Genomic DNA, 23,600 nt, shown 5'->3' with positions numbered 1-23,600 from the left:
GGTGGGTGGGGCGGGGGGGGAGGGGGAGGGCCCCCACCCGGCCCCCTAGCGGCCCGCGGTGGCTTCCTCGTCGGCCCTCGTGCCGCCGCCGGCGCTCCCACCGTCGGCCTTGCCGCCGGCCGCCCGCTCGTCATCGGCCTTGTCGCCGGCCGCCCCGCCGCCGCCCGCCGGCCCGCTGCCGCCCGGCGGGCCGGCGGGCGGCTCCTCCGGGAGGATGCCCAAGGCGGCGTCCTTGGCCGCTTCGGCCTCGCGGCGGACGAGGCGGAACCACATGAAGACGACGAAGCCCGCGAAGACGAACCATTCGCCGGTGTAGCCGAGGTTCTGGAACGCCTTCATGTCCAGGCCGCTGCCCTCGGCGGCGGCCGGCGGCACGGCCCGCAGCGGGGCCGGGGGGTCGGCGAGCGTGATCCACGCGTCGTGGACGCCGTACGGCACGATGTTGACCAGCGACGCCGCGCTGATCATGCCGAGCTGGCCCTGCGGCAGTCCGCCGCCGGCCTGGACGCCTGGCGTGCCCTGGTTCTCCGACGCCTGGAGCGCGCCGGTCACGGTGACCTCGCCGGTGGGCGGCGCCGGCACCTTGGCGGTCGCGGCCCGGTCGTTCGCGTCGCCGGGCAGCCAGCCGCGGACGACCGGGAGGGCCTTGCCGCCGTCCGTCCGCAGCAGGGTCAGGACGTAGAAGCCCTGCTGGTCTCCGTGCTTCCCCTTCAGCGTGCGGTCCGGTACGAGGAGTTGGTGACCGGTGTCGTAGCGGCCGCGGGCGCTGGCCTGGCGGCCGGAGGTGACCTGGTCCACCGGGAGCAGCTTCTCCAGCGGCCGGGGCGCCGCGGTCTTGGCGTCGGCGGTGCGGTTCTCCTGCTGCTGGTGGGTGGCGACCCGGGCGTCGAAGCGGCTGAGCTGCCAGCTGCCCATGAAGATGCAGAAGGGGATCGCCAGCACGGCGAAGACGTTGATTCCCCACCACCGCGGGGTCAGCAGGAACCGGTACACGCCCTCAACGGTACGGTGCCCGCCCCGCACGGCCGCACCGGCCCCTGCTCACCGCCGGCCGGCGCCCGGAACGGTGCGGTTGCCCGGCGCACGGCCTCCGAGGCCGCCCTCGCCACCCTCGCCACCCCAGGCTCCGAGGGCGCCACCGCCCCCTCCAGCGCCCGACGAGGGACCACAGAGCCCCCGCCCGGGGGCACAGGTGCCCCCCGCCGGGGGCACCACAGAGGCCCCACCAGCATCCGAGGGCACGCAGAGCAGAGCAGAGCCCCCGCGCCGGCGCCCGAGGCCGCCGCGGAGCCACCCTCCACACCCCGCAAGGACACCCACGGACACCCACAGGCCCCTGGCGGCGCCCCAGGGCCCCCAGAGGCCCCAGAGTCCCCCTACGGGGCCGCCAGAGGGGCCGTGCGGTAGACCGTGCCCGCGCAGGCGTCGGGGATCTTCACATTCGCCGCGGCGGGTGCGCCCGCCTCCGGGGTGTGGGTGAGGAGCACGCCGCCGGCGGCCGCTCCGCCGTCCCCGGCCGCGTCGCCGCCGCCCGCCTGGCCGTCGGTGCCGCTGCCGCTCTCCGGCGCGACGGCGGCCGGCGACTCTCCGGGCGCCTTGGACGGATCGGGGGTCGGCGAGGGCCCCGGGGTGGCGCACCCGGTCCTGCCGCCGCCCGCCGCCGGGATCCAGGCGAACTTCACCTCGTACGCCTGCCCCGGCTTCAGCACCAGCTGGTCGGGGGTGGTCGCCGGGTCCGGGAGCCCCGTGGCGTCGTCGCCCGTGGTGTGGTCGACGAGGTGGACCTTGTCCGGCTTGGTGGCGCCCTGGGGGGTCAGGTCCACCGTCCCGCCGCCCTGGACGGAACAAGCGGAACCGGAAGTGTTGACCACCCGGAACGCGCCGTAGACCCGGCCGGCGGAGTCCGGCGGGCCGACCGTGCCCGTTCCCTGGCCGAGCTGGTCGCGTCCGCAGAGCGGTGAGGTGACGTCCATCGTCGCGTCCGGGGCGGGTGTGCCGGCCCCGGCGCCGGGGCCCGCGCCGGGCGCCGGGGTGCCTTCGCCCGGCGTGCCCGGCGGCTTCCCGGCGCCGGGCGTGGAGTCCACCCCGCCGCTCGGCCGGGTGCGGGCGCGTTCGGTGCCTTCGCCGTGCGCGCCGCCGGCCGTGTGCTCGGCGCTGCGGCTGCTGGCGGCGTTGGCGGGGTGGTCGCCCGGGCCGTCGCTGAAACCGGCGACGTGGACCATGGCCGGGACCGCCGTACCGCCGAGGATCAGGGCGGCGGCCGCGCCGACGACGGCGTGCCGGCGGCGCTGGCGGCGGGCCGGTACGGCGCGGCGCAGCTGCTCCAGCGCGTCCGGTGCGGGCTCCAGGTCGGCTACGCGGGCCCGCAGCAGCCGCCGCAGCTCGTCCTCGTCACCGAGGCCGCCGAAGCCGCCCAGGCCCCCGCCGAAGCCGCCGCCAAAGCCCCCGCCGAAGTCGTTGCCGGAGCCGGAACGCGGGCCGGAACCGGAACCGGAACGGAAACCGGAATCCACCGCAGCTCCCCCGGCCGACCCGGCTCCGGAAGCCGCCCCCTCACCCGAGCCGTGCGAACCACCCGCGTCACCCGGGCCACCCGCGTCACCCGAGCCGTGCTCGCGAGCCCCGCCCCCGTCGTACGCGGCACCGCCGCCGTACGCGTGCTCGTCCGCTCCCCCGGGTCCGTGCCGGTCTCCTGGCCGTGCCGCGAACCGTCGCTCGGCCCCGAACCATCCCTCGGCCCCGAGCCGTCCCTCGTCCCCGTGGCGTCCTTCTCCTCCAGGCCGTTCCTGGCCTCCAGGCCGTTCCTGGTCTCCAGGCCGTTCCTGGCCCCCGGGTCGCCGGTGTTCATCCGGTCTCAGGCGGTCGTCCCGGGCGTCCCGGCCGTCCCGGCCCGTCCCGCTCCCGGTCGGGCCGTCGGCCGTCCACCCCGCGTGGTTGCCCTCGCGTGGTTCGCCGGTGCCGGGCCCCCGGCCGGTGTCCTCCCCCCCGTCACGTCCGCTGTTCCCCCAGTCGGGTCGTGCCGCTGTCACGCCGGAGCCTCCATGGCGACGCGGAGCGCCGCGATCCCCCGCGAGCCGTATGCCTTGACCGAGCCGAGCGATATTCCCAGCGTCTCGGCGACCTGAGCCTCCGTCATGTCGGCGAAGTAGCGGAGTACGAGGACCTCGCGCTGGCGGCGCTGGAGGCCGCGCATCGCCTTGATCAGCTGGTCCCGCTCCAGCAGGTCGTAGGCGCCCTCCTCGGCGCTGGCCATGTCGGGCATCGGCTTGGAGAGCAGCTTCAGCCCGAGGATGCGGCGGCGCAGCGCGGAGCGCGAGAGGTTGACGACCGTCTGCCGGAGGTAGGCCAGGGTCTTCTCGGGGTCGCGGACGCGGCCGCGGGCGGAGTGCACGCGGATGAAGGCTTCCTGGACGACGTCCTCGCAGGAGGCGGTGTCGTCCAGGAGCAGTGCGGCCAGGCCGAGAAGGGAGCGGTAGTGCGCGCGATAGGTCTCGGTGAGGTGGTCGACCGTGGTGCCGGCTGCCATCGCGTCGTCAGTGTCCCCACGCTGGCCGGGCAGCTGCGCGGGGCGCGCGGCGGACCAGGGGGCGATCACCGGCATGCCCCCGGAGACCCGTGGGCGGTGCGGGCGCACTGCCGCGCCTGCCGCTCCCGCCGGGGCGATGGTGAAACCGAGTACGTCTGCCACGCTTGTTGGACACGCTTCCCCCCAAAAGGGTTGTACGCGCAAGGCACCGCTCGTGGTGATGCGTCAATCGCCGTCACGCGCACCAACTCTTTCCAATGCCCCGATTGCCCTGACACGACCGCCCTGACGCGGTCGTCCCGCCACCCCAGGGCCCCGGAAGCGGTCCGCGCCGCGGACCGCCCAAGGGGGCAGCCCGGAAAGACGCCGCCCGCCGAGCGCCGGTTGCGGCGTCACGGGAAGCGAATGATCGAACAGAACATCAGCCCAGATCAAGTGGTTCGGACCAGCACTCCGCACACGAAATCTTCACACGTCCCACAAATTATGTCGCAGCCGGGCACCGCCGTGCAGCCGGTCCCGCCAACTGCCGTGCCCCACAGGGCCGGCGGCCCGCACCACCGGTCCGCGGGCAGCGCCCGGACCACCGGCCCGCGGCGCCGCCCGCGCCCGTACGTCCGGCGCGCTACCCCCGCAGTTCGGCGGCGACCGACTCGGCGATCTGGGCGGCGTTCAGGGCCGCGCCCTTGCGCAGGTTGTCCCCGCACACGAAGAGCTTCAGCGCCCGCGGGTCGTCCAGCGACCGCCGCACCCGGCCCACCCAGGTCGGGTCGGTCCCCACCACGTCGGACGGGGTCGGGTACTCGCCCTCGGCCGGGTCGTCGCACAGCACCACCCCGGGGGCGGCCGCCAGGATCTCGTGCGCGCCGGCGACCGTGACCTCGTTCTCGAAGCGCGCGTGCAGGGTCAGCGAGTGCCCGGTGAGCACCGGCACCCGGACGCAGGTGGCGGTGACCGGGAGTTCCGGCAGGCCCAGGATCCGGCGGGACTCCTCGCGCAGCCGCAGTTCGCCCGAGGACCAGCCGTCCTCCGCCAACTCCCCGGCCCACGGCACGACGTTGAGGGCGAGCGGTGCCGGGAACGGCCCCAGGGTGTCGGCGACCGCGCGCCGCACATCGCCCGGCGCGCTGCCCAGGTCCGTACCGGTGACCGCGGCCAGCTGGGCCCGCAGCGTCTCGGTGCCGGCCCGGCCGTCCGCGGAGGCGGCCTGGTAGGAGGAGACGATCAGTTCGGTGAGCCCGTACTCGGCGTGCAGGGCGCCCAGGACGACGATCATCGCCAGGGTGGTGCAGTCCGGGTTGGCGATGATGCCGCGCGGACGGATCCGCGCCGCGCACCCGTTGACCTCGGGCACCACCATCGGCACGTCCGGATCGCTCCGGAACGCGCCCGAATTGTCCACGACCACCACGCCCTTGGACACCGCGACCGGCGCCCACTGCCCGGCGACCTCCGGCGGCACGTCGAAGACCGCGACGTCGATGCCGTCGAAGGCGTCCTCGGTCAGCGCGAGGACCTCGGTCTGGGCCCCGCGCACGGTCAGCTTGCGGCCGGCCGAGCGGGGCGAGGCGAGCAGGCGGATCTCGCCCCAGACGTCGGCCCGCTCGGAGAGGATCCCGAGCAGCACCCGGCCGACGGCGCCGGTGGCGCCGACGACCGCGAGGTTCGGCTTGGCGGTGGCCCGGCGGGCCTCCGCCCCGGCCGTGTCGGCCAGGGACGGACGGCCCGCCTCGGCCGGGATCATCGTCCGGTGCCGCCGTAGACGACCGCCTCGTCGGTCTCGCTGTCGAGGCCGAAGGCGCTGTGCACCGCGCGGACGGCCTCGTTGACGTCGTCGGCGCGGGTGACGACCGAGATGCGGATCTCGGAGGTCGAGATGAGCTCGATGTTGACGCCCGCGTTGGACAGCGCCTCGAAGAACGTGGCGGTGACGCCCGGGTTGGTCTTCATGCCCGCGCCGACGAGGGAGATCTTGGCGATCTGGTCGTCGTAGCGGAGCGAGTCGAAGCCGACCGCGGCCCGGGTCTTCTCCAGCGCGGCGACGGCCTTGCGGCCCTCGGCCTTGGGCAGGGTGAAGGAGATGTCCGTCAGCCCGGTGGAGGCCGCCGACACGTTCTGCACGACCATGTCGATGTTGACCTCGGAGTCGGCGATGGCGCGGAAGATCCGCGCGGCCTCACCCGGCTTGTCCGGGACCCCGACGACCGTGACCTTCGCCTCGGAGGTGTCGTGCGCGACGCCCGAGATGATTGCCTGCTCCATCGGCCTGTCCCCTTGCGGTTCGTTGCTGACCCACGTGCCCTTCAGCCCCGAGAAGGACGAGCGGACGTGGATCGGGATGTTGTAACGGCGTGCGTACTCGACGCAGCGGTGCAGCAGCACCTTGGAGCCGGAGCTGGCCAGCTCCAGCATGTCCTCGAAGGAGATCCACTCGATCTTCCGGGCCTTCTTGACGACCCGGGGGTCGGCGGTGAAGACGCCGTCGACGTCGGTGTAGATCTCGCAGACATCGGCGTTCAGGGCGGCGGCCAGCGCCACCGCGGTGGTGTCCGACCCGCCGCGGCCCAGCGTCGTGATGTCCTTCTTGTCCTGGGACACGCCCTGGAAGCCGGCGACGATGGCGATGTTGCCCTCGTCGATCGACGCCTTGATGCGGCCCGGCGTGACGTCGATGATCCGTGCCTTGTTGTGCACGGAGTCGGTGATCACACCGGCCTGGCTGCCCGTGAAGGACTGCGCCTCGTGACCGAGGTTTTTGATCGCCATCGCCAGCAGGGCCATGGAGATCCGCTCTCCGGCGGTCAGCAGCATGTCGAACTCGCGCCCCGACGGGATCGGGGACACTTCCTGCGCGAGATCGATCAGCTCGTCCGTCGTGTCGCCCATCGCCGAGACCACCACGACAACCTGGTTGCCGTTCTTCTTGGCCTCGACGATTCGCTTGGCAACGCGCTTGATGCCCTCGGCATCCGCAACGGATGAGCCGCCGTACTTCTGCACGACAAGGCCCACGTGCGCTCCTCGCAACTGTCTTGAGCGGGAGGGAGTCCCTCCCGGACCCCCGGATATGGGGGTACTGCGGTCGGCTCAGTCTAACGAGCGGGCGGAAACCGCCCCGCTACTACCACATCGTGAGACACAAAGCCCAAGCTTTGCGGAATCCGCGCCGTGCCCGGCTCGCCCGCCGGGCAGCGGGGTCCGCCTCCGGTGAACGTGCCGGACGCGGCCCGGGAACGCCGTGTCCCTCGCCGGTCCAGCGCGGTGCTCCGTCGCACCGGCTCGGCCTGCGCCTTCCCGCTCCGCCACCGGGCACACGGAAACGTAACCCAGGTCACACCCTTGACAGCCCTTCGGCAGCCACCGCGCACCCGTCGGCGCACCCGCCGGCGCGGCCGGCTCAGACGCCGCGCAGCCCCAGCGGACCGGCGATCTCGGCCGCCATCACCCGGCCCGCCTCCTCGGCCAGCCGCTCCTCGTCCCCGGCGGCGCCGCTGTCGGTGTCCAGCCCGTCGAGGGCGTCCAGCGGCTGGTCCAGGCGGACGTGGGCGACCAGCGACTGGAGGGCGCGCAGCGCGGCCGACGCGGTCGGGCCCCAGTTGGAGAGGTAGGAGAACTGCCACCACCACAGGGCCTCGGTGACCCGGCCCGCGCGGTAGTGCGCCAGGCCGTGCCGCAGGTCGGTGATGATGTCGGCGAGGTCGTCGGAGATCCGGGAGGCCACCGGCTCGCTGCGCGGCACGTACGGGTCGAAGACCTCGGAGTAGACGTCGACCGGGTCCAGCATCCGCGCGAACCGCTCGCGCAGCTCGTCCACGTCCGGTTCCGGGCCGGTGTCCGGTTCGTAGCGCTCGTCGGGAACGATGTCCTCGTGGGCGCCCAGCCGCCCGCCGGTGAGGAGCAGCTGGGAGACCTCCAGGAGGAGGAACGGCACCGCGCTGTCCGGCTCGTCGCCCTTGGCGACCTCGGTCACCGCGACGATGAAACTCTCGATGGAGTCCGAGATCGAAACGGCGAAGTCGTCAGGGTTCTGTGTCGTGTCGTGCAGCGTGGCGTCAGACATCGAGAAGTCTCCTCCCCTCGAAGGCACGCCCGAGCGTGACCTCGTCGGCATACTCCAGATCGCCCCCGACCGGCAGCCCACTGGCCAGTCGCGTCACTTTCAGGCCCATCGGCTTGATCATCCGGGCCAGGTACGTGGCGGTGGCCTCGCCCTCCAGATTCGGGTCGGTGGCCAGGATCAGCTCGGTGACCGTGCCGTCCGCGAGCCTGGCCAGGAGTTCCCGGATCCGCAGGTCGTCCGGGCCGACGCCCTCGATCGGGCTGATCGCCCCGCCCAGGACGTGGTAGCGGCCGCGGAACTCCCGCGTCCGCTCGATCGCCACGACGTCCTTGGGCTCCTCCACGACGCAGATGACCGCCGGATCGCGCCGCGGGTCCAGGCAGACCCGGCACTGCTCCTCCTGTGCGACGTTGCCGCACACGCTACAGAACCGGACCTTGGCCTTGACCTCCATCAGCGCCGTCGCGAGCCGGCGGACATCGGTGGGCTCGGCCTGAAGGATGTGGAAGGCGATCCGCTGCGCGCTCTTGGGACCGACGCCGGGCAGTCTGCCCAACTCGTCGATCAGGTCCTGGACCACGCCTTCATACACGGAACGTCTTCTCTCTCTTCTGCCGTGCTGCGTACGCTAGTTGGCTACCGCTCAGAAGGGGAGACCGGGGACGCCGCCTCCGCCGCCCAGCGCCTGGGCGAGCGGGCCGAGCTTCTGCTGCTGGAGCTTCTGCGCGCTGGCGTTGGCGTCCCGGACCGCGGCGAGGACGAGGTCGGCGAGGGTCTCGGCGGTGTCCTCCGCGGAGTCGGTGTCGACCGCCTTCGGGTCGATCACCAGCCCCTTGAGCTCACCGGAGCCGGTCACCGTCGCCTTGACCAGGCCACCCCCCGCGGACCCCTCCACGGGCGTCTCCGCCAGCTCCTGCTGGGCGGCCGCGAGATCCTGCTGCATCTTCTGGGCCTGCTGGAGCAGCTGCTGCATATTGGGCTGACCACCGGGGATCACGACGTGACTCCTGCCGTACGACAACGATTGGTGCGGTAGCCCGAGCCTACGTGCCTCCCGGCCCGGACGCCCTACACCGCAGGGAGGAGCCCCACGGCGGCCCCGCCCTCCCCGCGGAGGACGGCGGCGGACCAGGGATCCGCGACCCGCCGCACACCGCCCGTCACTCGTTGTCGAACTCCTCCAGGACCGTCGCGCCCAGCTCGCGGACGATGAGGTCGTGCCCGCTGAGCGCGGAGTCCACCAGATCCGGGTCGTCCTCGGCCGGCATGTCGTACTCGATGGACATCGGCGCTTCGGGCGGGGCGTAGGAGGGCTCGGCGGACGGCCCGGCGGCCACCGCCTCGCGGGCCCTCAGCGCCGCCTGGCTGCCGCCGCCGGGGCCGGACCGGGCGCCCGGCTGCTCGGGGGCCGCCGGGGCGCCCTGCCGGGCCGGGGCCTGCGGGGCCGGCTGCGGGGCCGCGCCGGGGCCGCCGGGTCCCCCGAAGCCACCGCCGTAGCCGCCGGGACCGGCCGTGAAGCCGCCCCCGCCGCCGCGGGCGCCACCGGCCGGCGGGGCGGCGCCACCGGACGGGTCGACGATCGCCTCGACCCGCCACTGCACCTGGAAGCGCTCGGCGAGCACCTCCTTGAGGACGTCCTCGCTGCCGCCGTTGGCGAAGCTGTCGCGGGCCCCGGCGTTCGGGAAGCCGATCTGGAGGGTCGTGCCGTCGAAGCCGGAGACCTGGGCGTTCTGGCTCAGCAGGATCCAGGTGAAGCGCCGGCGGTCCTTGACCGCCTCCAGGATCTGCGGCCACATCTGCCGGACCTGCGCGGCGCCCTGCCCGGCGGCCGGGGCCGCCGGGGCGGGGGGCTGCGGGCCGGGCGCCGCGGGCGCGGGCGCGCCGCCGGCGGGCGCCGCGGCTCCGGTGCCCACGGGCTCCGGCGGGCCGCCGCCGGCCGGCCGCCCGCCCTGCCCCGGCGCCACGGCCGAGGGCCAGCTGCCGGGTCGGCGCCCGGCACCGGCCGGCTCGCCGCCCGCCGCCGCACCGCTGCGCTGCGTGCCACCGGGCCAGGCCCCGGGACGGGCCCCGGCCTGCGGGCCACCGCCCTGCCCCGCACCGCCGTCACCGGCACCGGCACCGGCACCGGCACCGGCCTGCGGCACTCCGCCCTGCGGCGCACCGCCGTACGCACCACCGGCCGCCGGCGCCCCGGCGGGCTCCTCGGCACCCGCCTCCGCACCGGCCACTCCTGCCGCGGCAGCCATTCCTGCTCCGGCAGCCGCTCCGGTGGGAGCCGCCGCCGGGGCCGCGCCCGTCGCACCGCGCACCGCGGCCCGGGCCGCCGCCGGGCCCGAGGGGCCCCCGGCCGGCATCGGCGGATGCGCCTCCGGCCCCGGTACGTACGCCGCCGCCGGCCCGCCGGTCTCCACCAGGGCCCCGCCGGGCCCCACGCCCGCCGGGGCGGCGAGGGCGGCCCCGCCGCCCAGCGCCATGGCCGGCCCGGCCGCGGCCGCTCCGCGCTCCAGGCGGTCCAGCCGCGCCTGCACCGACCGCTCGTCGCCGTACGCCGCCGGCAGCAGCACCCGGGCGCAGATCAGCTCCAGCTGGAGCCGCGGCGAGGTCGCGCCGCGCATCTCCGTCAGCCCGGCGTTGACCAGGTCGGCGGCGCGGCTGAGCTCCGCCGCCCCGAACACCGACGCCTGCGCGGTCATCCGCTCCACGACATCGGCGGGCGCGTCGATCAGGCCCTTCTCCCCGGCGTCCGGCACCGCCGCCAGGATCACCAGGTCGCGCAGCCGCTCCAGCAGGTCGGCCACGAAGCGGCGCGGGTCGTTCCCGCCCTCGATGACCCGGTCGACGACCTCGAAGGCCGCCGCCCCGTCCGCCGCCGCGAACGCCTCGACGATCGAGTCCAGCAGCGACCCGTCGGTGTACCCCAGCAGCGACGTCGCCATGGCGTATGTCACACCGTCCGCGGCGGCCCCGGCCAGCAGCTGGTCCATCACCGACATCGAGTCCCGGACCGAACCGGCACCGGCGCGCACCACCAGCGGCAGCACCCCGTCCTCGACCGGGATCTTCTCCCGCTCGCAGACCTCGGCGAGGTAGTCCCGCAGCGTGCCGGGCGGGACCAGCCGGAACGGATAGTGGTGCGTGCGCGACCGGATCGTCCCGATGACCTTCTCCGGCTCGGTGGTCGCGAAGATGAACTTCAGGTGCTCCGGCGGCTCCTCGACGACCTTCAGCAGGGCGTTGAACCCCGCCGAGGTCACCATGTGCGCCTCGTCGATGATGTAGATCTTGTAGCGGCTGCTGGCCGGCCCGAAGAACGCCTTCTCCCGCAGCTCGCGGGCGTCGTCGACACCACCGTGCGAGGCGGCGTCGATCTCGATCACGTCGATCGATCCCCGGCCGTTGCGGGCCAGGTCCACGCACGAGCGGCACGTCCCGCACGGCGTCGGGGTGGGACCTTCCTCACAGTTCAGGCAGCGGGCCAGGATCCGGGCGCTGGTCGTCTTGCCGCAGCCCCGGGGGCCGCTGAACAGATACGCGTGGTTGACGCGGTTGTTCCGCAGCGCCTGCTGAAGCGGGTCGGTCACGTGCTCTTGCCCGATGACCTCGGCGAAGGTCTCGGGGCGGTAGCGGCGGTACAGCGCGAGGGACGACACGCTTACGACGATATCGGGCCGCACTGACAACCGGACTTCCCCGAGCTCACGGCCCCGCCCGGACACGCAAGCGCCCCTCACGCACCCGCCAGAGCCGACCTACCCTTGCTGCCTTCCGGCCCTGGGGGAGTTCAGTCAGATAGCGCCACGTGAGGGGCTGCGCCCCACATTAGCGGATCCCCCGCCCCGGAAACGACCCGGCCCCCCGCGCCACCCCCTCCGGGCCCCCCTCCCCCGGATCATGTTCGCGAGCACTCCCCAACGTCTTGTATTGTTTGCGGCGGAGGATTCGCCTAGTGGCCTAGGGCGCACGCTTGGAAAGCGTGTTGGGGGCAACCCCTCACGAGTTCGAATCTCGTATCCTCCGCCACGGCTGACCAGCCGAAACGAAGGTCCCGACCGCTCAGCGGCCGGGACCTTCGTCGTTGTGTGGTTGCAGTTTTGGTTGCAGTTCCCGGCTAGCGCCCGTTGAGGACGGCCCGGCACACTTTGCAGTACATGGCGGCGTTCCGCCCGTAGCGCCGCATCAGCTGGCCGCAGCCGGCGCACAACCCGAGCTCCCACGGCGGGCACCCCAGCGCGGCGGAGGCAGCGGCGCGTTCCACGGTGGTGATCCGCATCGGGTCGCGGGACCGCTGGACCGGCATGCGGGGAAGCGTGAAGCCGCCGGTCGGCTGGTCGAGATCGCGAACAGGTCGGCCGTCGCTGACGAACCAGCCCTCCTCCCCCGCTCGGCAGCTGCGGTCGATCTCCTGCTCGGCGAACGTGATCAGGTCGTCCTCCTCTTCGACCGGGGCCGCAGGGAGAGGCGTCTTCTCACCGATGAGCTCCTGCCACAGCGCGCGGTCCTCGACCGAAACCCACATGTGCCGGCCGGCGCGCCCGTTTCCTCGGTTGGGCACGTAGACCGGGACGCTCTCGCCCGTCGCGCTCCGCAGGACCAGGTCCTCGATGAAGACCGCCTTCTTCTCCGGCAGGCACAGCGCGGGCACGAACCAGTCCGCGTGAATCGCGCCACAGTGGCCGGCGCCCTCGCTGATGAGGCAGTGGTGCTCACTGCTCGCTACGCACTTCCAGACTTCGAGGTGCCGGTACCCGCCGCGGATCACCATCTCCTTGCCGTCGGCGATGTCCTTCCACGGCATGTCGTCGACCCGCGCCCACGGAGCGCGGTCGATCAGGGAGGCCGTCCGGTCCTTCGCCACCCAGAGGGGAGTGATGCCGTGCTCCACGGCGTTGACCGAGCGCCGGTGGACGCTGCTGGGACTGAGGTGGTGGTACTGGATCTCCCAGCCGATCCGTATGCCGCCGGGACCGACGACGACGGCGTCCGAGACGCTGCGCCGGTTGCCGATGGGAACCTCGGCCTCGGCATCCAGGCCGTAACGCCCGGCGGCCTCGACGATCCGCTCCTTGGTGGCCTTGTGCTGGGCACTCTCCGCCGGCGTCGCCTTGTGCGTGATCGGCAGGTGCGAGGCGACGAGCGGTCGCCGGCCACCCACGCGCCCTCGGCGGATGAACATCCAGGGCGATTTGCCGCCCGACTCCGACAGGCACTCACGCTTGTCGTGGTGCGCCAGGCATTCGAGCAGCTGCGGGTCGCGCTCGGAGACTCTGGCAATGATCTCCCGGAGCAGATCGGGACGGTCCGGGTGACCGAGGTCGGGCAGGGACAGATTGATCTCTATGCCGTATCCGGTGTGCCACACCCCATTAGCCATCCCCCCACCATAGGAACGAGCACTGACACCCAACAGGGCGCATAAGAGCTCCAACGCCACTATTCAGGCCGGGAGTTCGAGCCCCTCCGGCCTCGGCGCAACACAGACGGCATTGTCAGAGGAATCCGAACGAGCTGTGCGCGCAACGGCGTGTCCTAGCCCCCCAGCGGCAGCTCGCACCAGACGGCCTTGCCCCCGCCTGAGTCGCGACGAGACCCCCAGGACGAAGCAATCGCGGCGATGACCGACATGCCGCGACCAGCCTCGTCAGCTGGTCCGGCTTGCCGCCTACGCGGCAGATGATCGTCCGCGTCCGTCACCTCGATGATCAGCCGGCGGTCGGTGCGGCGCAGGCGCAGGCGCACGGGTGGGGTGCCGTGTTGGAGAGCGTTCGCCACCAGCTCACTCGCGGCCAGCACGCCAAGGTCGCACGTCCCGGGTGGGAGACGCCAGGAGGCGAGCGTGTCGCGCGCGAATCTCCTGGCGCGCGGGGCTGTCTCCACGCCGCCGCCGAGATCCAGTGCCGTATGGACAAAGAGCTCGGCATCCGCGCCGGTGCGGGTGGGGTGCTGGAGAGCAAACACGGCGATGTCGTCCTCGAGATAGGCATCTGCACCCAGGGTGCGCAAGAGCGTGGCGCAGATGTCGCCAGGGGTGCCCTGGACACCGGGCCACGCCTTCGTCGATGTCCCGGTCCCGGCGTTCGACCAGGCCGTCGGTGTAGAGAACGGCGGTGGAGCCCGGCGGCAGGCCGATGAATCCGGAGGCGTGCCGCCACCCGCCGGTGCCGAGCGGGGGCCCGGTGGGGTCCTCGGCGCGGCGGACGGTGCCGTCCTCGTCCCGTACGAGAATCGGCAGGTGCCCGGCGGACGCGTAGACGAGCTGTCCTTCGTGCGGGTCGTGGACGGCGTACACGCAGGTTGCGATCTGGCTGGCGGCGATCTCGGCGGCGAGGCCGTCGAGGAACTGGATCACCTCATGGGGAGGCAGGTCCAGTCGAGCATAGGCTCGAACAGCGGCACGGAGCTGACCCATGGCCGCAGCGGCGCGCACGCCGCGGCCCATTACGTCGCCGATGACGAAGGCCGTACGGCCGGCCCCCAGGGAGACAACGTCGTACCAGTCGCCACCCGCGTCGGAGTCTCCGGGCTGGTAGGTGGCAGCGATGCGGAGATCGTCGGGCTGCTCCAACTCCTTTGGGAGCAGTGGCTGCTGAAGACTAACGGCCGTCTTGTGCCGATCCTTCTCGGCGAGAGCAAGCCTCTCGCGCAGCACGGCAACGTCGTCGTCCAACCTGTAGGAGTTGTTCACGGTTGTCCGGAACAACTCGGGGCTAGAGTCTACTGCCGGCGATCTGGGGTGTGGAAACACGCTTCCGGCAACGATGCGTGCGTCGGAGGAATCATGGGGCTCTGCGACGACACCCAGGTCGTCTCCGGCGTCTCGCACAGCCTCCTGTTCACGGTCCAAGGCGTCGTCGGTTCGCGCCAGGATCTCGTCGAACTGGTCAAGAGCGCTGTCCTCGCCCGGTACGTCGTGAACGATGGCGTCAGCGGAGATCACGGCCAGGTCTCCAGCGTCGCTGACCAGCGGCTGTTGGCCGATGTCCAGCAGATACGCCTCCAGCGTCTGCACGCGCCGGGCAGCAAGGTCGGCGATGCGCTGGGCTTCGTCACGTTGGCTCACCGCCCCTTCGAGCTGGGCGCTCAGGCGCGCCTCCTGGTCCCGAGCACGTTTAAGCTGCGGCTGCAGCGCACGCGTCGGGCCCGGTGAGTACACACCGACCCCGTGAGTGCGTCGATACGTCGCGACAGCTCAGCGACCTTGGCTTGTGCCTGGCCGAGGACGAGAAAGAGCATCGAGGCGATCCGGAGCGCCTGTTGACGCCCCTGCTCACTGGTCTCGTATGCCTGGCGCGCGCACGAGGTCCCGGTAGACCTGAATCGTGCGTTCCTTCTCCTCAATGAGTTCGCGCGGCGACACGACCACCTGACCGTCGACGGCGACCAGGGTCGGAGCCCTCTGCGCCTTGTCCCAGAGGGCACGTGCCTCGCGTACGCGACCCAGCGCCTGGTGGGCCGGGTCGTCAGGGAAGCACACATCCGCGACGGCCTCCACCACATCCCAGGTCAGGTCTTCCCCTGACAGATGAATGCGCAGGCGGCGGAGGTCTGCGACTCTCCCGTCCGCGAAGTGCTCCGGGGTCAGACGGCTATGGATGTCCCGAACGCTCAGACCAGCCTCGTCGATCCATGAAAGGACCATCTGAACCAGCGAATTGACTTCGGCGCTGGCTCCTTTGGGCGGTGCCCAGGGACGCCCCGGGCACTTCTTCCGCTCCCCCATCGCTACTCCCCGTGTTGTTCCGCGACAACCCGCCGTTGTCACCGGAACAACATCCAAACGGTACCGCCAATCACGGCGCAGCTGGATCGTGTAGACGCATCGCCCCCAACGCCCCTTCACGAACCGAACTCGGAGACTTCCCGTGCACCTCACGCAGGCTGAACTGCTCCTCTTCGCCTTGCTGGTGATCACCCTTCTGGCTATGGGAGTAGGTGGTGCAGCAGTGGCCCTCGCGCGCTGGGAGGGACTCACAGTGCCGGCCGCCATCAGCCGAGGGGGCACCGCCTTCGCCGGGACCATGGACCTCGGAGCATCCTTGGCCGGCCACTTCCTGATGCTCAAGTGAGGTAGGAGGGAAGCAGCCGACCGGTGTCGGCCGCTCCCCGCACTTGCGCCAGCCTTCAACCAGAGAAGGGTGTCGGGGCGTCTACCACTCGTCCGTGTCCCCGTACATCCCTGGGTTCTGAGCACGGTCCACAGCCTGTGCACACGACTCGGCGAAGGCCGCCTCGACGGCCGCCTTGTCCCTGCCTCGCACCTGGGCCTCGACCTCCTGGCCCATGCCAGGGCGGCGAGCCGTGCGCCAGGCCGAAGCGCGGTCGGTGTACCGGTCGGTCTCGAAGTCCCAGGCCGGCAACGACCACTGCTCCGGGAGGTCGGTCGCCGCGCGTTCCCCGCCGTGGAGGAACAGGGCTCGGGCGTGGAAGACCACAGCCCGCTCCGGTACGCAGTCGCGGATGACGCTTGCGCCGCCGGGGCCCTGCACCTTTGACCGCTGATCAATTACGGCGGCAGAACATGCTCACATCATCCAATCCGTCTCCCGCAGCTCCTGCGGTGCGTTCGTCTTTGAGTAGTTCCTGGATCGCCGTAATTACTGGGGACGATACAGAGCCATGCAGTCTGGCCAGGTGCCCTAGGGCGACTGCAGCTGTCTTCCGGACACCTACATCAGGGTGTTGAGAAAGGAAGATGATCCATCGCTCTACCCATTCTCGGTCTTCGCTGTTCAGCGCCGCAGAGATAAGTGTCTCGCTGATCTTTGGCGGGTCCCCCTCAGCGAAGACCCGCTCTGATTCTTCCTTAGGCAACGGTGCAGGGGATTTGTATTCCATCTTCTCTAAACTTTCCTCGAAAGGCTCTTCCGGATTTCACCCAAGAATATCGGCTAATCGGAGGGTGGGAGGATCTTCCCCTTCTTATTGACGAGCCCTGCTTTCCTCAAGGCTGATTGCTGAGCTGGGCTCAGCTCGTCCCATGTTCGCATGTGGCCGTGATAAATTCCCGTACCGTTGTGGGTTTCATCGAATATCGCAAATTCACCGGTTTCGTAGTTGGCTGCGACCCGGCGTGTGGTATTAGGATTAAAGGGTATCGATTGCTGCAGGGTGCCTTCGGGGTCCTTGGGCTCGGGTGCGGCGATACCGCGCTGTGTCTTGCCGTGTTTGGGGCTTGGCTCAAACCGGATCCCCTCGGGTTTATCCTCATCGCACTTTTTCAGCCCCAGAGCATCAATCCATCGCGACGTGTTGGGTACGAAGGCGTGATGGTTGGGGCCGGCCTCGAGACCCAGGCGGTCCGGGCTGATGTAGCGAGCTGTCTGCGGGTCGTAGTAACGCTGGTTGTTGTAGTGGAGGCCGGTCTCGTCATCCGCGTACTGGCCGGGGAAGCGCAGAGGACACGTGGTGGCATCGGCTCCCGTGGGCACGGAACGGGGCGCGCCCCAGACGGTGGTGCGCGATTGCCAGGCGAGTTCGCCCTCGACAGTGAGGAGTTCGGTGGGCGTGCCGACCAGGTCGGCGACTATGGCGTAGAACCGAGTGTCGTAATCGGATTCCGGTACGTCGCCACCGTTGCGCCACTGCATTCGGGGGTCCGTAGGCCGGGGCCGGCGTTCGGTTTGAGTGAGGGGACGGTGAGTGTCTGGAGCGTAGTCCCACGTCAAGGTGGCGGTGCTGGTGGTTTGCTCGGCGAGACGAGTGGCATCCCAGGAGAAGTCGGTCTGGGAAATGACCGCGTCGTCTTCGGTGAGATGTTGCTTTGCGATGCGGCGACCGAGCGGGTCGTACAGGTAGTGCCAGCGTGCGCCATCAGGTGTGATGACGTCGGTAAGCTTGTCCTGGGCGTCCCAAATATAGGTACAAGTGCGCTTTTGGCCGTTGAGAAGACGCCGGGTGGTGCGTATCAGGCGGCCTTGCGCGTCGTGTTCGTAAGTGTCTCGTCCGACGTTTCGTATGAGGGTGCCGATGAATTCGCGGTCGCCGGGCTCGGCTAGTCCCGGAGCGGTTCCGTGAGTGAGGTTGTCGGCGCCGTCATAGACGTAGCGTTCGCACCAGTCTATGGCTCGGACACTTGTGACGCGGCCGATACGATCCAGGTCGAAGCGGCGGGTTCCGTTTGCCAGGTCGTGGATTTCGGTGAGATAGCCATCCGCGCGGTAAGCGTAGCGGCGTTGTTGCAGCAGCTGGTTAGCTGCTTCGGGGTGAGCGGTCGATACTTCCTGCGTGGTGAGGCGATCGGTGCTGTCCCAGGCTTGCGTGAGGATGCTGTGGTCACCGAACCGCCGCTGGACTTCACGGCCGGCCTCGTCGTAGGCGAAGGTGAGATCGCCTGCCGACGAACGGAGGCGTGTGGGACTGCCTGCGGCGTTGTAGCTCCAGGTAGAGATGTGGCCGCTGGGGGTGGTGCGCGAGGTGCGGCGGCCCACTGCGTCATAGGTGTAGCGGGTGGTGCGGCCATTGACTGTCTCTGCAACCACGCGTCCCAGGCCATCGCGTTCGTACGTCACCACAGCGTCGGTGTTGGCCATGGCTGTGAGGTGACCGTCAGGGTCGTACGCGAAGGTCGTAGGGGAGCCTGAGGACGGGCATTGCTCGATGGTACGACCTCTGACGTCGCGCGTGAACGTTACTGTTTCGCCGGCGCCGTTCGTGCGGGCAACCAGCCGACCGGCGGCGTCGTGGCTGTACGTGAGAGTCCGGCCGTTGAAATCCGTTTCGGCTGTGAGGCGGCCCGCCGGATCGTATTCGTATGTCCAGGTCAGGCCCTGCGGATTAGTGACGCGGGTGAGCCTGAGTTCGGTGTCATACGAGAAAGTGTGAGTTCGCCCCTCAGCGTCCGTGCGCGTCGCGCGCTCGTCGAAGTGCGTATGGGTGTAGCGGGTGGCGTTCCCGGCCGGGTCGGTGTGGGAGACGAGATTGCCCTCGGCATCCCATTCCCAGCTCTCGCAGGTGCCGTCTGGGGCTTTGAGCCATGCCGGCTTTCCCTCCGGGGTCCAAGTCATGAAGGTGGTGCGCCCAAGTGGAGCGAAAATCGCTGTGGGTCGGCCGAACGCATCACGCTTCACGGTGGTGGCTTGACCGAGTGCGTCGGTCACCGTGGACGGCAGGCCAGCGGCGTTGTTCTGGATCCAGCGCGTGTTCCCGAGTGCATCCGTGACACCTGCCAAGTGGCCCTGAACGTCGTATGTGTAGCGCGTCTGGGCACCCATGGGATCGGTGACGGTAAGCCGGTTTCCGTATGGGCCGTACGTGTGTCGCCAGACGGCGCCACTCGGCTCCGTGATCCGCACGGGCTGGCCGTAGTGATCGTAGGCCGCGGAGGCGACAGAGCCGTCGGGGAGGGTGATACGGGTGACGTTGCCCTGCTCGTCGTGCTCGTAATGAGTGGTGTGGCCGAGCGGGTCGGTGACGGCTGCAATGGCGCCGCTTGTCATGTCGTAAGTGGTGTGAGTGGTGTGGCCCAATGAGTCAGACTCGGCGATGACCTTGGACGCTTGGTTGTAGCGGTAAGTCGTCGTGTGTCCGAGGGAGTCGGTGTAGACGGTGATGCGTTCGGCTTCGTCGTAGTGGAAGCTGCCGGACAGGATGCCGTTGTCCGGGCCGACGGTGTGCTTGACGCGGCCGCGGTGGTCGTAGAGGTAGCCGAAGCTGGTGCCATTGCGGTCGGTCCAGGACGTGATCCGGTCGGCCTCGTCATAGGTGAACTTCATCGGCAGGCCCGAGGAGTTGCGGACCTCCGTGAGGTTGCCCGTCTCGTCGTAGCCGTACGACATCACCAGCGTGCCTGGGGCTTGCGGGTCGGCCGGGTCCACGACGCGGAGGGCGGTGATGCGCGGCATCTCGGGGTGCGTTTCCAGAACTACTCGGTAGCCGCCGTGGTGGTGAATCTCGGTGGGTCGGCCGGTGCCCGAGTCGTAGAGAAAGTCGATGTGACGGCCAGCCCGGTCCTCAATCGCGACCAGAGGTATACCTGTCTCGCCGTCGTGGCCAGGACGCGGCGTGAAGATAAGAGTGCGGCCGGTGGGCAGGTCGGTGGTGATGGCGTAGGTGCCCTCGGCCGGATCATGGGTCAGAGGCCAGCGCGGTCCTGCCTGCGGGTATGCCACGGTGCCGGGCTCGGGGTGGGGGTAGGCCAGGAGAATGCCGTCCTCGCCGGCGAACACAACGCCCTCTTCGTCGATTTCCAGGTGCTGATCGAGGGTGGCGGCCCAACTCGGACCGAACCAGCCGCCCGCGGTGTAGGCAGACAGGTGCGTGCGTTCCAGGACCAGGGGGAGAGAGCCGGGCAGGGTGAGGTCGGTCTCGGGGAGCATCATCTCGCCGTTGACTGGGTTCACTGGCTCACCACACGTGGGCCGCTTTTTTACTGGCTCACCGTTCTCTTCCAGACGGCTGGCGACCTTCTTACGTCCCGCCAAGCCGTCACGAAGCCGGGAAAGCCGGCGAGCGGCCCGGCTGCCCTTCCCGCCAGCGGCAGCGGCACCACCGCCCCCGGTGAGCAGGTCCAGCACGATGTCGGGAGCAAGCTGGCCGGCAGCGCGGGCGGGCTGCTGGGCCCACATATCCCAGTTCACCAGCCCCTTGGCGAACTCCTTGGGGTGCTGAACGCCGTAGCCGATGCCATCTAGGGTGGTAGCGATGGTCATCGCGTTCTTCTCGATGTTCCACGGCTGGGTGACCACAGAGGCAAGGTCCATCATGGCGTCGGCACCTTCGTAGACGCCCTGGAGGAACTCACGGCCCTTGTCGAACAGGTTCTCGAAGAAGCCCGGCTCATCCGGTGCTGCGTCGGCCGCGTCCCGCAACTTGCGTGCACAGTCACGCGCAGCCTCGGCGACCTCTTCGCGAAGGTGATTGAGGCGCTCCACGCAGTGGTTCATCGCCGTAGCGCCGGGATCGGTTTCCGGCGGTCGTTGCGGAAGTTGTTCGGCTTCGGCGTCGACGGCGTTGTTGTAGTCGTCGACCTGCTGCTGGTATTTGCGAGAAGCGGCGCGCGCCTCGGCCGCATCCTCGATGATCGGTCCGGCCTTGGCTTGTGCGAAGCGCAGGATGTCGGCGTAGTAGGCCAAAGCGTGGGCGGCTTTGCCAAATTCCTCGTGTGCAGAGGCCAGAGTGGTGGGCAGTTTCCTGACGGCCTTGCGGAATTCGATGGCCGCGGTGCCGCTCCACTCGGCTTCGTCGACCTTCTTCAGGTTCCTTTGCGAGTCCCCGAACGCCTGAGCGTAGGTGTTCAGAATGTGGACAAGATCGGCCACCGCTTCCGGATCCCCCGGGATCAGGTCCTTCTTACTCGCATCTGCCGATATGCCGCTCATGCTCGTGCTTCCCCGAGGTTTTCCACGTTATCCAAATGCCCAGTCTTCAAAGTCCCGTTGGGCGTCATCGATGCCGCTGGGCGCGTCCGATGGCGGCTTGTCCCCGCGCATAAGCTGCTGACCTTGGAAGACCTTCTTTCCCAGGCCCTCGCTCGGCATCATCGACAGATTGTCTTCGCTCGGCTTGAAACCCTTGACGCCGTACTGCTCCGCCGCCTCGTACGCCTCGATCGTCTGGTTTAGTTTCGTCACGATCTCCTCGGCGTACTGCGCCAGCTGACCCATGCCATAGCCCCACTGCTCCAGGAATGTCTGCCCGCTGTCGCGCACGTCTTCCGCGCCCGGGTCCTTAAGGTATGCCTGAAGCTCGTCCTTCTCGTTCTTGATGCGCTTGGCCGCTGCCACCGAGTCGACCAGCGGGATAAGCACTCGCGCCAAGGAATCGATCTCAACCTTGTAGTCCGCACCGTCGCCCATCAGGCCCCCTGTTGGCTACCGCGAGGAGTTCCCGGTGCGGGGTCGAAGAACTGCGGGTGCGGTCCCATCGCATCCAATATGAACCGGTATCCGGAAGGCGCCAGCTCGGCCAGATCTGCGCCCGGTGCGGAAGCCCATGCGCACACACCGGCGTAACGGGCCAACTCCACAAGAGAGGAGAAGACCGGAATCACGCCTCCATCGCCTCCGGTGGGGTCAGCGACAGCAAGGAAGCCGGGCCGCTCCGGCCGTTGGAAGAACAGCTCAGCCCGTGAGAATGCCGCGGCGAACTCTGCACTCGTACACTCCCCGGCAGCGAACTCAGCCGCCTTCTCCGGCAAAGATGCGCTGGTCGCGCTAGGTGTTCCGCCCCCGTCTACATGCATGATCTGGACCCTTACACAGGGCAACAGCAGCATGCAACATGCATCTCAGACAGCTGCTGACCGTCCTTGCACTGCGGCGAGGTCAGACAGGCAGCGACAGGCGAATAGACGAGACGCGAGGGCGGAAGTTCGACTGGGTGGCTGGCCCTGCTCCGGAGGTGTGGTCCGGTGTGTCGAAGCCCCAGCTGCTACGGGCAACAGAAGGCAACACCGACAGAGTGGCCACCTGCTGCTGCCATCATCTGCGATGCCTTCTCGAAAGCCACCGCGTCGAAACGCCAGGTCAGCTGTCTTGCCGTGCGTGAGCGATGCGTGAGCGGACGCCCCCCGAAGGGGCGTCCGCAGATGGATCACGGAGCATGACCGCCTCTGCCCAACCGGTGGAAAAAAGGCAACGAAGCACCAATCATCACGACTCATCATGCTCCGGGTAGGGCTTTTAAGCCACCGGCGCGGGATCTGAGGCGCATCAGACCCGCAAGCTGCGGCGAAAGACACCGTCACCACCAGCCTGAAAGGCTCGCCGGTTCATGACAGCACCAGCGAACTCTCCGGTCCCCTACCGACCCAGAGAGCACGACATAGCTGGTCCGCCAGCCGCTCCCGGCTGAGGTCTCGCGGGCCGTCCAAGGGGCGCTGACCAGCGACGACCGGCGGATCTCTGGTCTCAGTTCTGGTCTCATTCGCCCCCGTCCAGCCCTGTTCGACATGCTCTCCCCCAAGCAAGAAGCCACAGGTCAGAACACCCACGTCCCGCCCCGAACCCCCGTACGAACATTTGGAAAGCGTGTTGGGGGCAACCCCTCACGAGTTCGAATCTCGTATCCTCCGCCGGTCCAGAGGGCCGGACCGCGACAGCGGTCCGGCCCTCTGGCGTTTCTCCGGCCTGATCGACCGCTCGGCGAAGCGGCGGCCCGGAGCCTTGGCGCACAACGGTGGTCGCAGGGGTGAGACGGGCGTCACCCGGCCGTGCGGCAATCATCAGGTCCTCTTGAGGAGTCGGCCCTATGCTGGCAGCGTGTCCGGACGGGAGCGGTGAGCACCAGATGGGTAAGGCGTACGAGAAGATCGCGAACTCACTGCGAGCGGCCATCCGGGCCGGTCACCTGGGGCCGGGCGACCGGCTCCCGGCCGAGACCGCCTTGGCGGAGCAGCACGGGAAGAGCGTTCCGACCGTCCGCGAGGCGCTGCGGCTCCTGCGGGACGAAGGGCTGATCGAGAAGCAGCACGGCCGCGGCACCTTCGTCCGGAGACCGCGCACCCGGGTACGCCGCGCGAACCTGCGCTACCAGTGGGAGAAGGACCGGGCTCACGAGACCGAGTGGACGCGTCTGCAATCCGGGGCCACGGAGCACGACACCGGCCTCCAGGTGGACGATCTGGTCTTCCGCATCTCCTACGGTGAGGCCACGGCGGACGCGTCCCTGGCGGAGGCGTTCGGCGTCCCCGAGGGCACGCCCCTCGTCGAGCGCGTCTACCGGACGCGGTACGCGGCGGAGACCGCTCCCTTCGCCCTCGTCAGCTCCTATCTGGTGCGCGAGACGGTCGCGGTGAACCCGGACCTGCTGGACGAGGCGAAGGAGCCCTGGCCCGGAGGCACCCAGAACCAGCTCCTGACGATAGGGATCGAACTCGATCGCATCGAGGAGCGCATCACCGCGCGTCCGCCGACGCCCGAAGAGGCAGAGGAGCTGGAGCTGCCGCCCGGGACGTCGGTCATCGTCCTCCGCAAGATCTCCTACGACACCGACGACCGCGCCGTGGAGATCTCCGACGTGACGCTGGCCGGCGATCGCACGGAACTGTTCTTCACCACTCCCCTGGAAAGGTGGTGAGTG

The 23,600-nt window shown here is 69.8% G+C and carries 17 protein-coding genes, 1 tRNA gene, 1 other RNA gene and 1 pseudogene; 3 read left to right on the top strand and 17 right to left on the bottom strand.

Features of this window, described 5'->3' with window-relative positions; translation table 11 throughout:
* Nucleotides 1-45: 45 nt before the first annotated feature.
* The 10 genes from MUU72_RS27965 to ffs all read right to left on the bottom strand — a co-directional run bounded on the left by MUU72_RS27965 (nt 46) and on the right by ffs (nt 11,398).
* Nucleotides 46-993 carry an SURF1 family protein gene (locus MUU72_RS27965; RefSeq protein ID WP_248016188.1) on the bottom strand — a complete coding sequence of 316 codons (948 nt, stop codon included), beginning with the start codon at nt 991-993 and terminating at the stop codon, nt 46-48.
* Between the two features lie 383 nt (nt 994-1,376).
* The gene (locus MUU72_RS27960; RefSeq protein WP_248016187.1) at nt 1,377-2,513 is read right to left on the bottom strand and encodes a hypothetical protein; all 1,137 of its coding nucleotides are present in this window, start codon (nt 2,511-2,513) and stop codon (nt 1,377-1,379) included.
* 512 nt (nt 2,514-3,025) lie between these two features.
* Entirely contained in the window at nt 3,026-3,601 is a 576-nt protein-coding gene (locus MUU72_RS27955; protein ID WP_282504783.1) for a SigE family RNA polymerase sigma factor, read from the bottom strand.
* 550 nt (nt 3,602-4,151) lie between these two features.
* Nucleotides 4,152-5,270, bottom strand: coding sequence for an aspartate-semialdehyde dehydrogenase (locus MUU72_RS27950; protein WP_248016185.1), 1,119 nt, complete (start codon nt 5,268-5,270; stop codon nt 4,152-4,154).
* Nucleotides 5,267-6,538: an aspartate kinase gene (locus tag MUU72_RS27945; protein ID WP_248016184.1), complete on the bottom strand. Its 1,272-nt coding sequence runs from the start codon at nt 6,536-6,538 to the stop codon at nt 5,267-5,269. Before MUU72_RS27945 ends, MUU72_RS27950 begins: the two co-directional genes overlap by 4 nt.
* Before the next feature lie 385 nt (nt 6,539-6,923).
* On the bottom strand, nt 6,924-7,586 hold the full coding sequence (locus tag MUU72_RS27940; protein WP_248016183.1) for a DUF5063 domain-containing protein: 663 nt from the start codon (nt 7,584-7,586) through the stop codon (nt 6,924-6,926).
* Complete coding sequence (gene recR, locus MUU72_RS27935; protein ID WP_248016182.1) at nt 7,579-8,178, bottom strand: recombination mediator RecR; 600 nt, start codon at nt 8,176-8,178, stop codon at nt 7,579-7,581. The genes MUU72_RS27940 and recR overlap by 8 nt, the downstream gene beginning before the upstream one ends.
* A 51-nt stretch (nt 8,179-8,229) precedes the next feature.
* Nucleotides 8,230-8,583, bottom strand: a complete 354-nt coding sequence (locus MUU72_RS27930) for a YbaB/EbfC family nucleoid-associated protein (protein ID WP_079063891.1) — start codon at nt 8,581-8,583, stop codon at nt 8,230-8,232.
* A gap of 163 nt (nt 8,584-8,746) precedes the next feature.
* Nucleotides 8,747-11,236, bottom strand: coding sequence for a DNA polymerase III subunit gamma and tau (locus tag MUU72_RS27925; RefSeq protein WP_248016181.1), 2,490 nt, complete (start codon nt 11,234-11,236; stop codon nt 8,747-8,749).
* Between the two features lie 63 nt (nt 11,237-11,299).
* An RNA gene (gene ffs, locus MUU72_RS27920) (signal recognition particle sRNA small type) lies at nt 11,300-11,398 on the bottom strand.
* 120 nt (nt 11,399-11,518) lie between these two features.
* On the opposite strand from ffs, the gene MUU72_RS27915 reads away from it, so the two are divergent.
* A tRNA-Ser gene (locus MUU72_RS27915) sits at nt 11,519-11,606 on the top strand.
* Between the two features lie 88 nt (nt 11,607-11,694).
* Here the strand turns inward: MUU72_RS27915 and MUU72_RS27910 are convergent.
* The 3 genes and pseudogenes from MUU72_RS27910 to MUU72_RS27900 all read right to left on the bottom strand — a co-directional run bounded on the left by MUU72_RS27910 (nt 11,695) and on the right by MUU72_RS27900 (nt 15,303).
* A complete protein-coding gene (locus tag MUU72_RS27910; protein ID WP_248016180.1) occupies nt 11,695-12,957 on the bottom strand; it encodes a competence protein CoiA family protein in 1,263 nt (420 codons plus the stop codon).
* A 155-nt stretch (nt 12,958-13,112) separates the two neighbouring features.
* A pseudogene (locus MUU72_RS27905) lies at nt 13,113-14,736 on the bottom strand (ATP-binding SpoIIE family protein phosphatase).
* Nucleotides 14,737-14,850: 114 nt separating this feature from the next.
* Nucleotides 14,851-15,303 carry a hypothetical protein gene (locus tag MUU72_RS27900; protein ID WP_248016179.1) on the bottom strand — a complete coding sequence of 151 codons (453 nt, stop codon included), beginning with the start codon at nt 15,301-15,303 and terminating at the stop codon, nt 14,851-14,853.
* A 142-nt stretch (nt 15,304-15,445) separates the two neighbouring features.
* Between MUU72_RS27900 and MUU72_RS27895 the strand changes: the two genes are divergently transcribed.
* Entirely contained in the window at nt 15,446-15,649 is a 204-nt protein-coding gene (locus tag MUU72_RS27895; RefSeq protein WP_248016178.1) for a hypothetical protein, read from the top strand.
* 81 nt (nt 15,650-15,730) lie between these two features.
* Here MUU72_RS27895 and MUU72_RS27890 read toward each other — a convergent pair whose 3' ends face one another.
* The 4 genes from MUU72_RS27890 to MUU72_RS35945 all read right to left on the bottom strand — a co-directional run bounded on the left by MUU72_RS27890 (nt 15,731) and on the right by MUU72_RS35945 (nt 21,762).
* Nucleotides 15,731-16,015: a hypothetical protein gene (locus MUU72_RS27890; protein WP_248016177.1), complete on the bottom strand. Its 285-nt coding sequence runs from the start codon at nt 16,013-16,015 to the stop codon at nt 15,731-15,733.
* 456 nt (nt 16,016-16,471) lie between these two features.
* A complete protein-coding gene (locus MUU72_RS27885) occupies nt 16,472-20,899 on the bottom strand; it encodes a putative T7SS-secreted protein (RefSeq protein WP_248016176.1) in 4,428 nt (1,475 codons plus the stop codon).
* A 27-nt stretch (nt 20,900-20,926) separates the two neighbouring features.
* Nucleotides 20,927-21,376, bottom strand: coding sequence for a WXG100 family type VII secretion target (locus MUU72_RS27880; RefSeq protein WP_248016175.1), 450 nt, complete (start codon nt 21,374-21,376; stop codon nt 20,927-20,929).
* Nucleotides 21,376-21,762 carry an SseB family protein gene (locus MUU72_RS35945; protein WP_372503268.1) on the bottom strand — a complete coding sequence of 129 codons (387 nt, stop codon included), beginning with the start codon at nt 21,760-21,762 and terminating at the stop codon, nt 21,376-21,378. Before MUU72_RS35945 ends, MUU72_RS27880 begins: the two co-directional genes overlap by 1 nt.
* Nucleotides 21,763-22,808: 1,046 nt before the next feature.
* On the opposite strand from MUU72_RS35945, the gene MUU72_RS27875 reads away from it, so the two are divergent.
* On the top strand, nt 22,809-23,597 hold the full coding sequence (locus MUU72_RS27875; protein ID WP_248016195.1) for a GntR family transcriptional regulator: 789 nt from the start codon (nt 22,809-22,811) through the stop codon (nt 23,595-23,597).
* Nucleotides 23,598-23,600: the final 3 nt, after the last annotated feature.

The organism is Streptomyces rhizoryzae (assembly GCF_023155275.1).
Taxonomy (GTDB): Bacteria; Actinomycetota; Actinomycetes; order Streptomycetales; family Streptomycetaceae; genus Streptomyces; species Streptomyces rhizoryzae.
The sequence above is the reverse complement of the archived record's forward strand: the minus strand, read 5'-3'. Positions and strand labels throughout refer to the sequence as shown.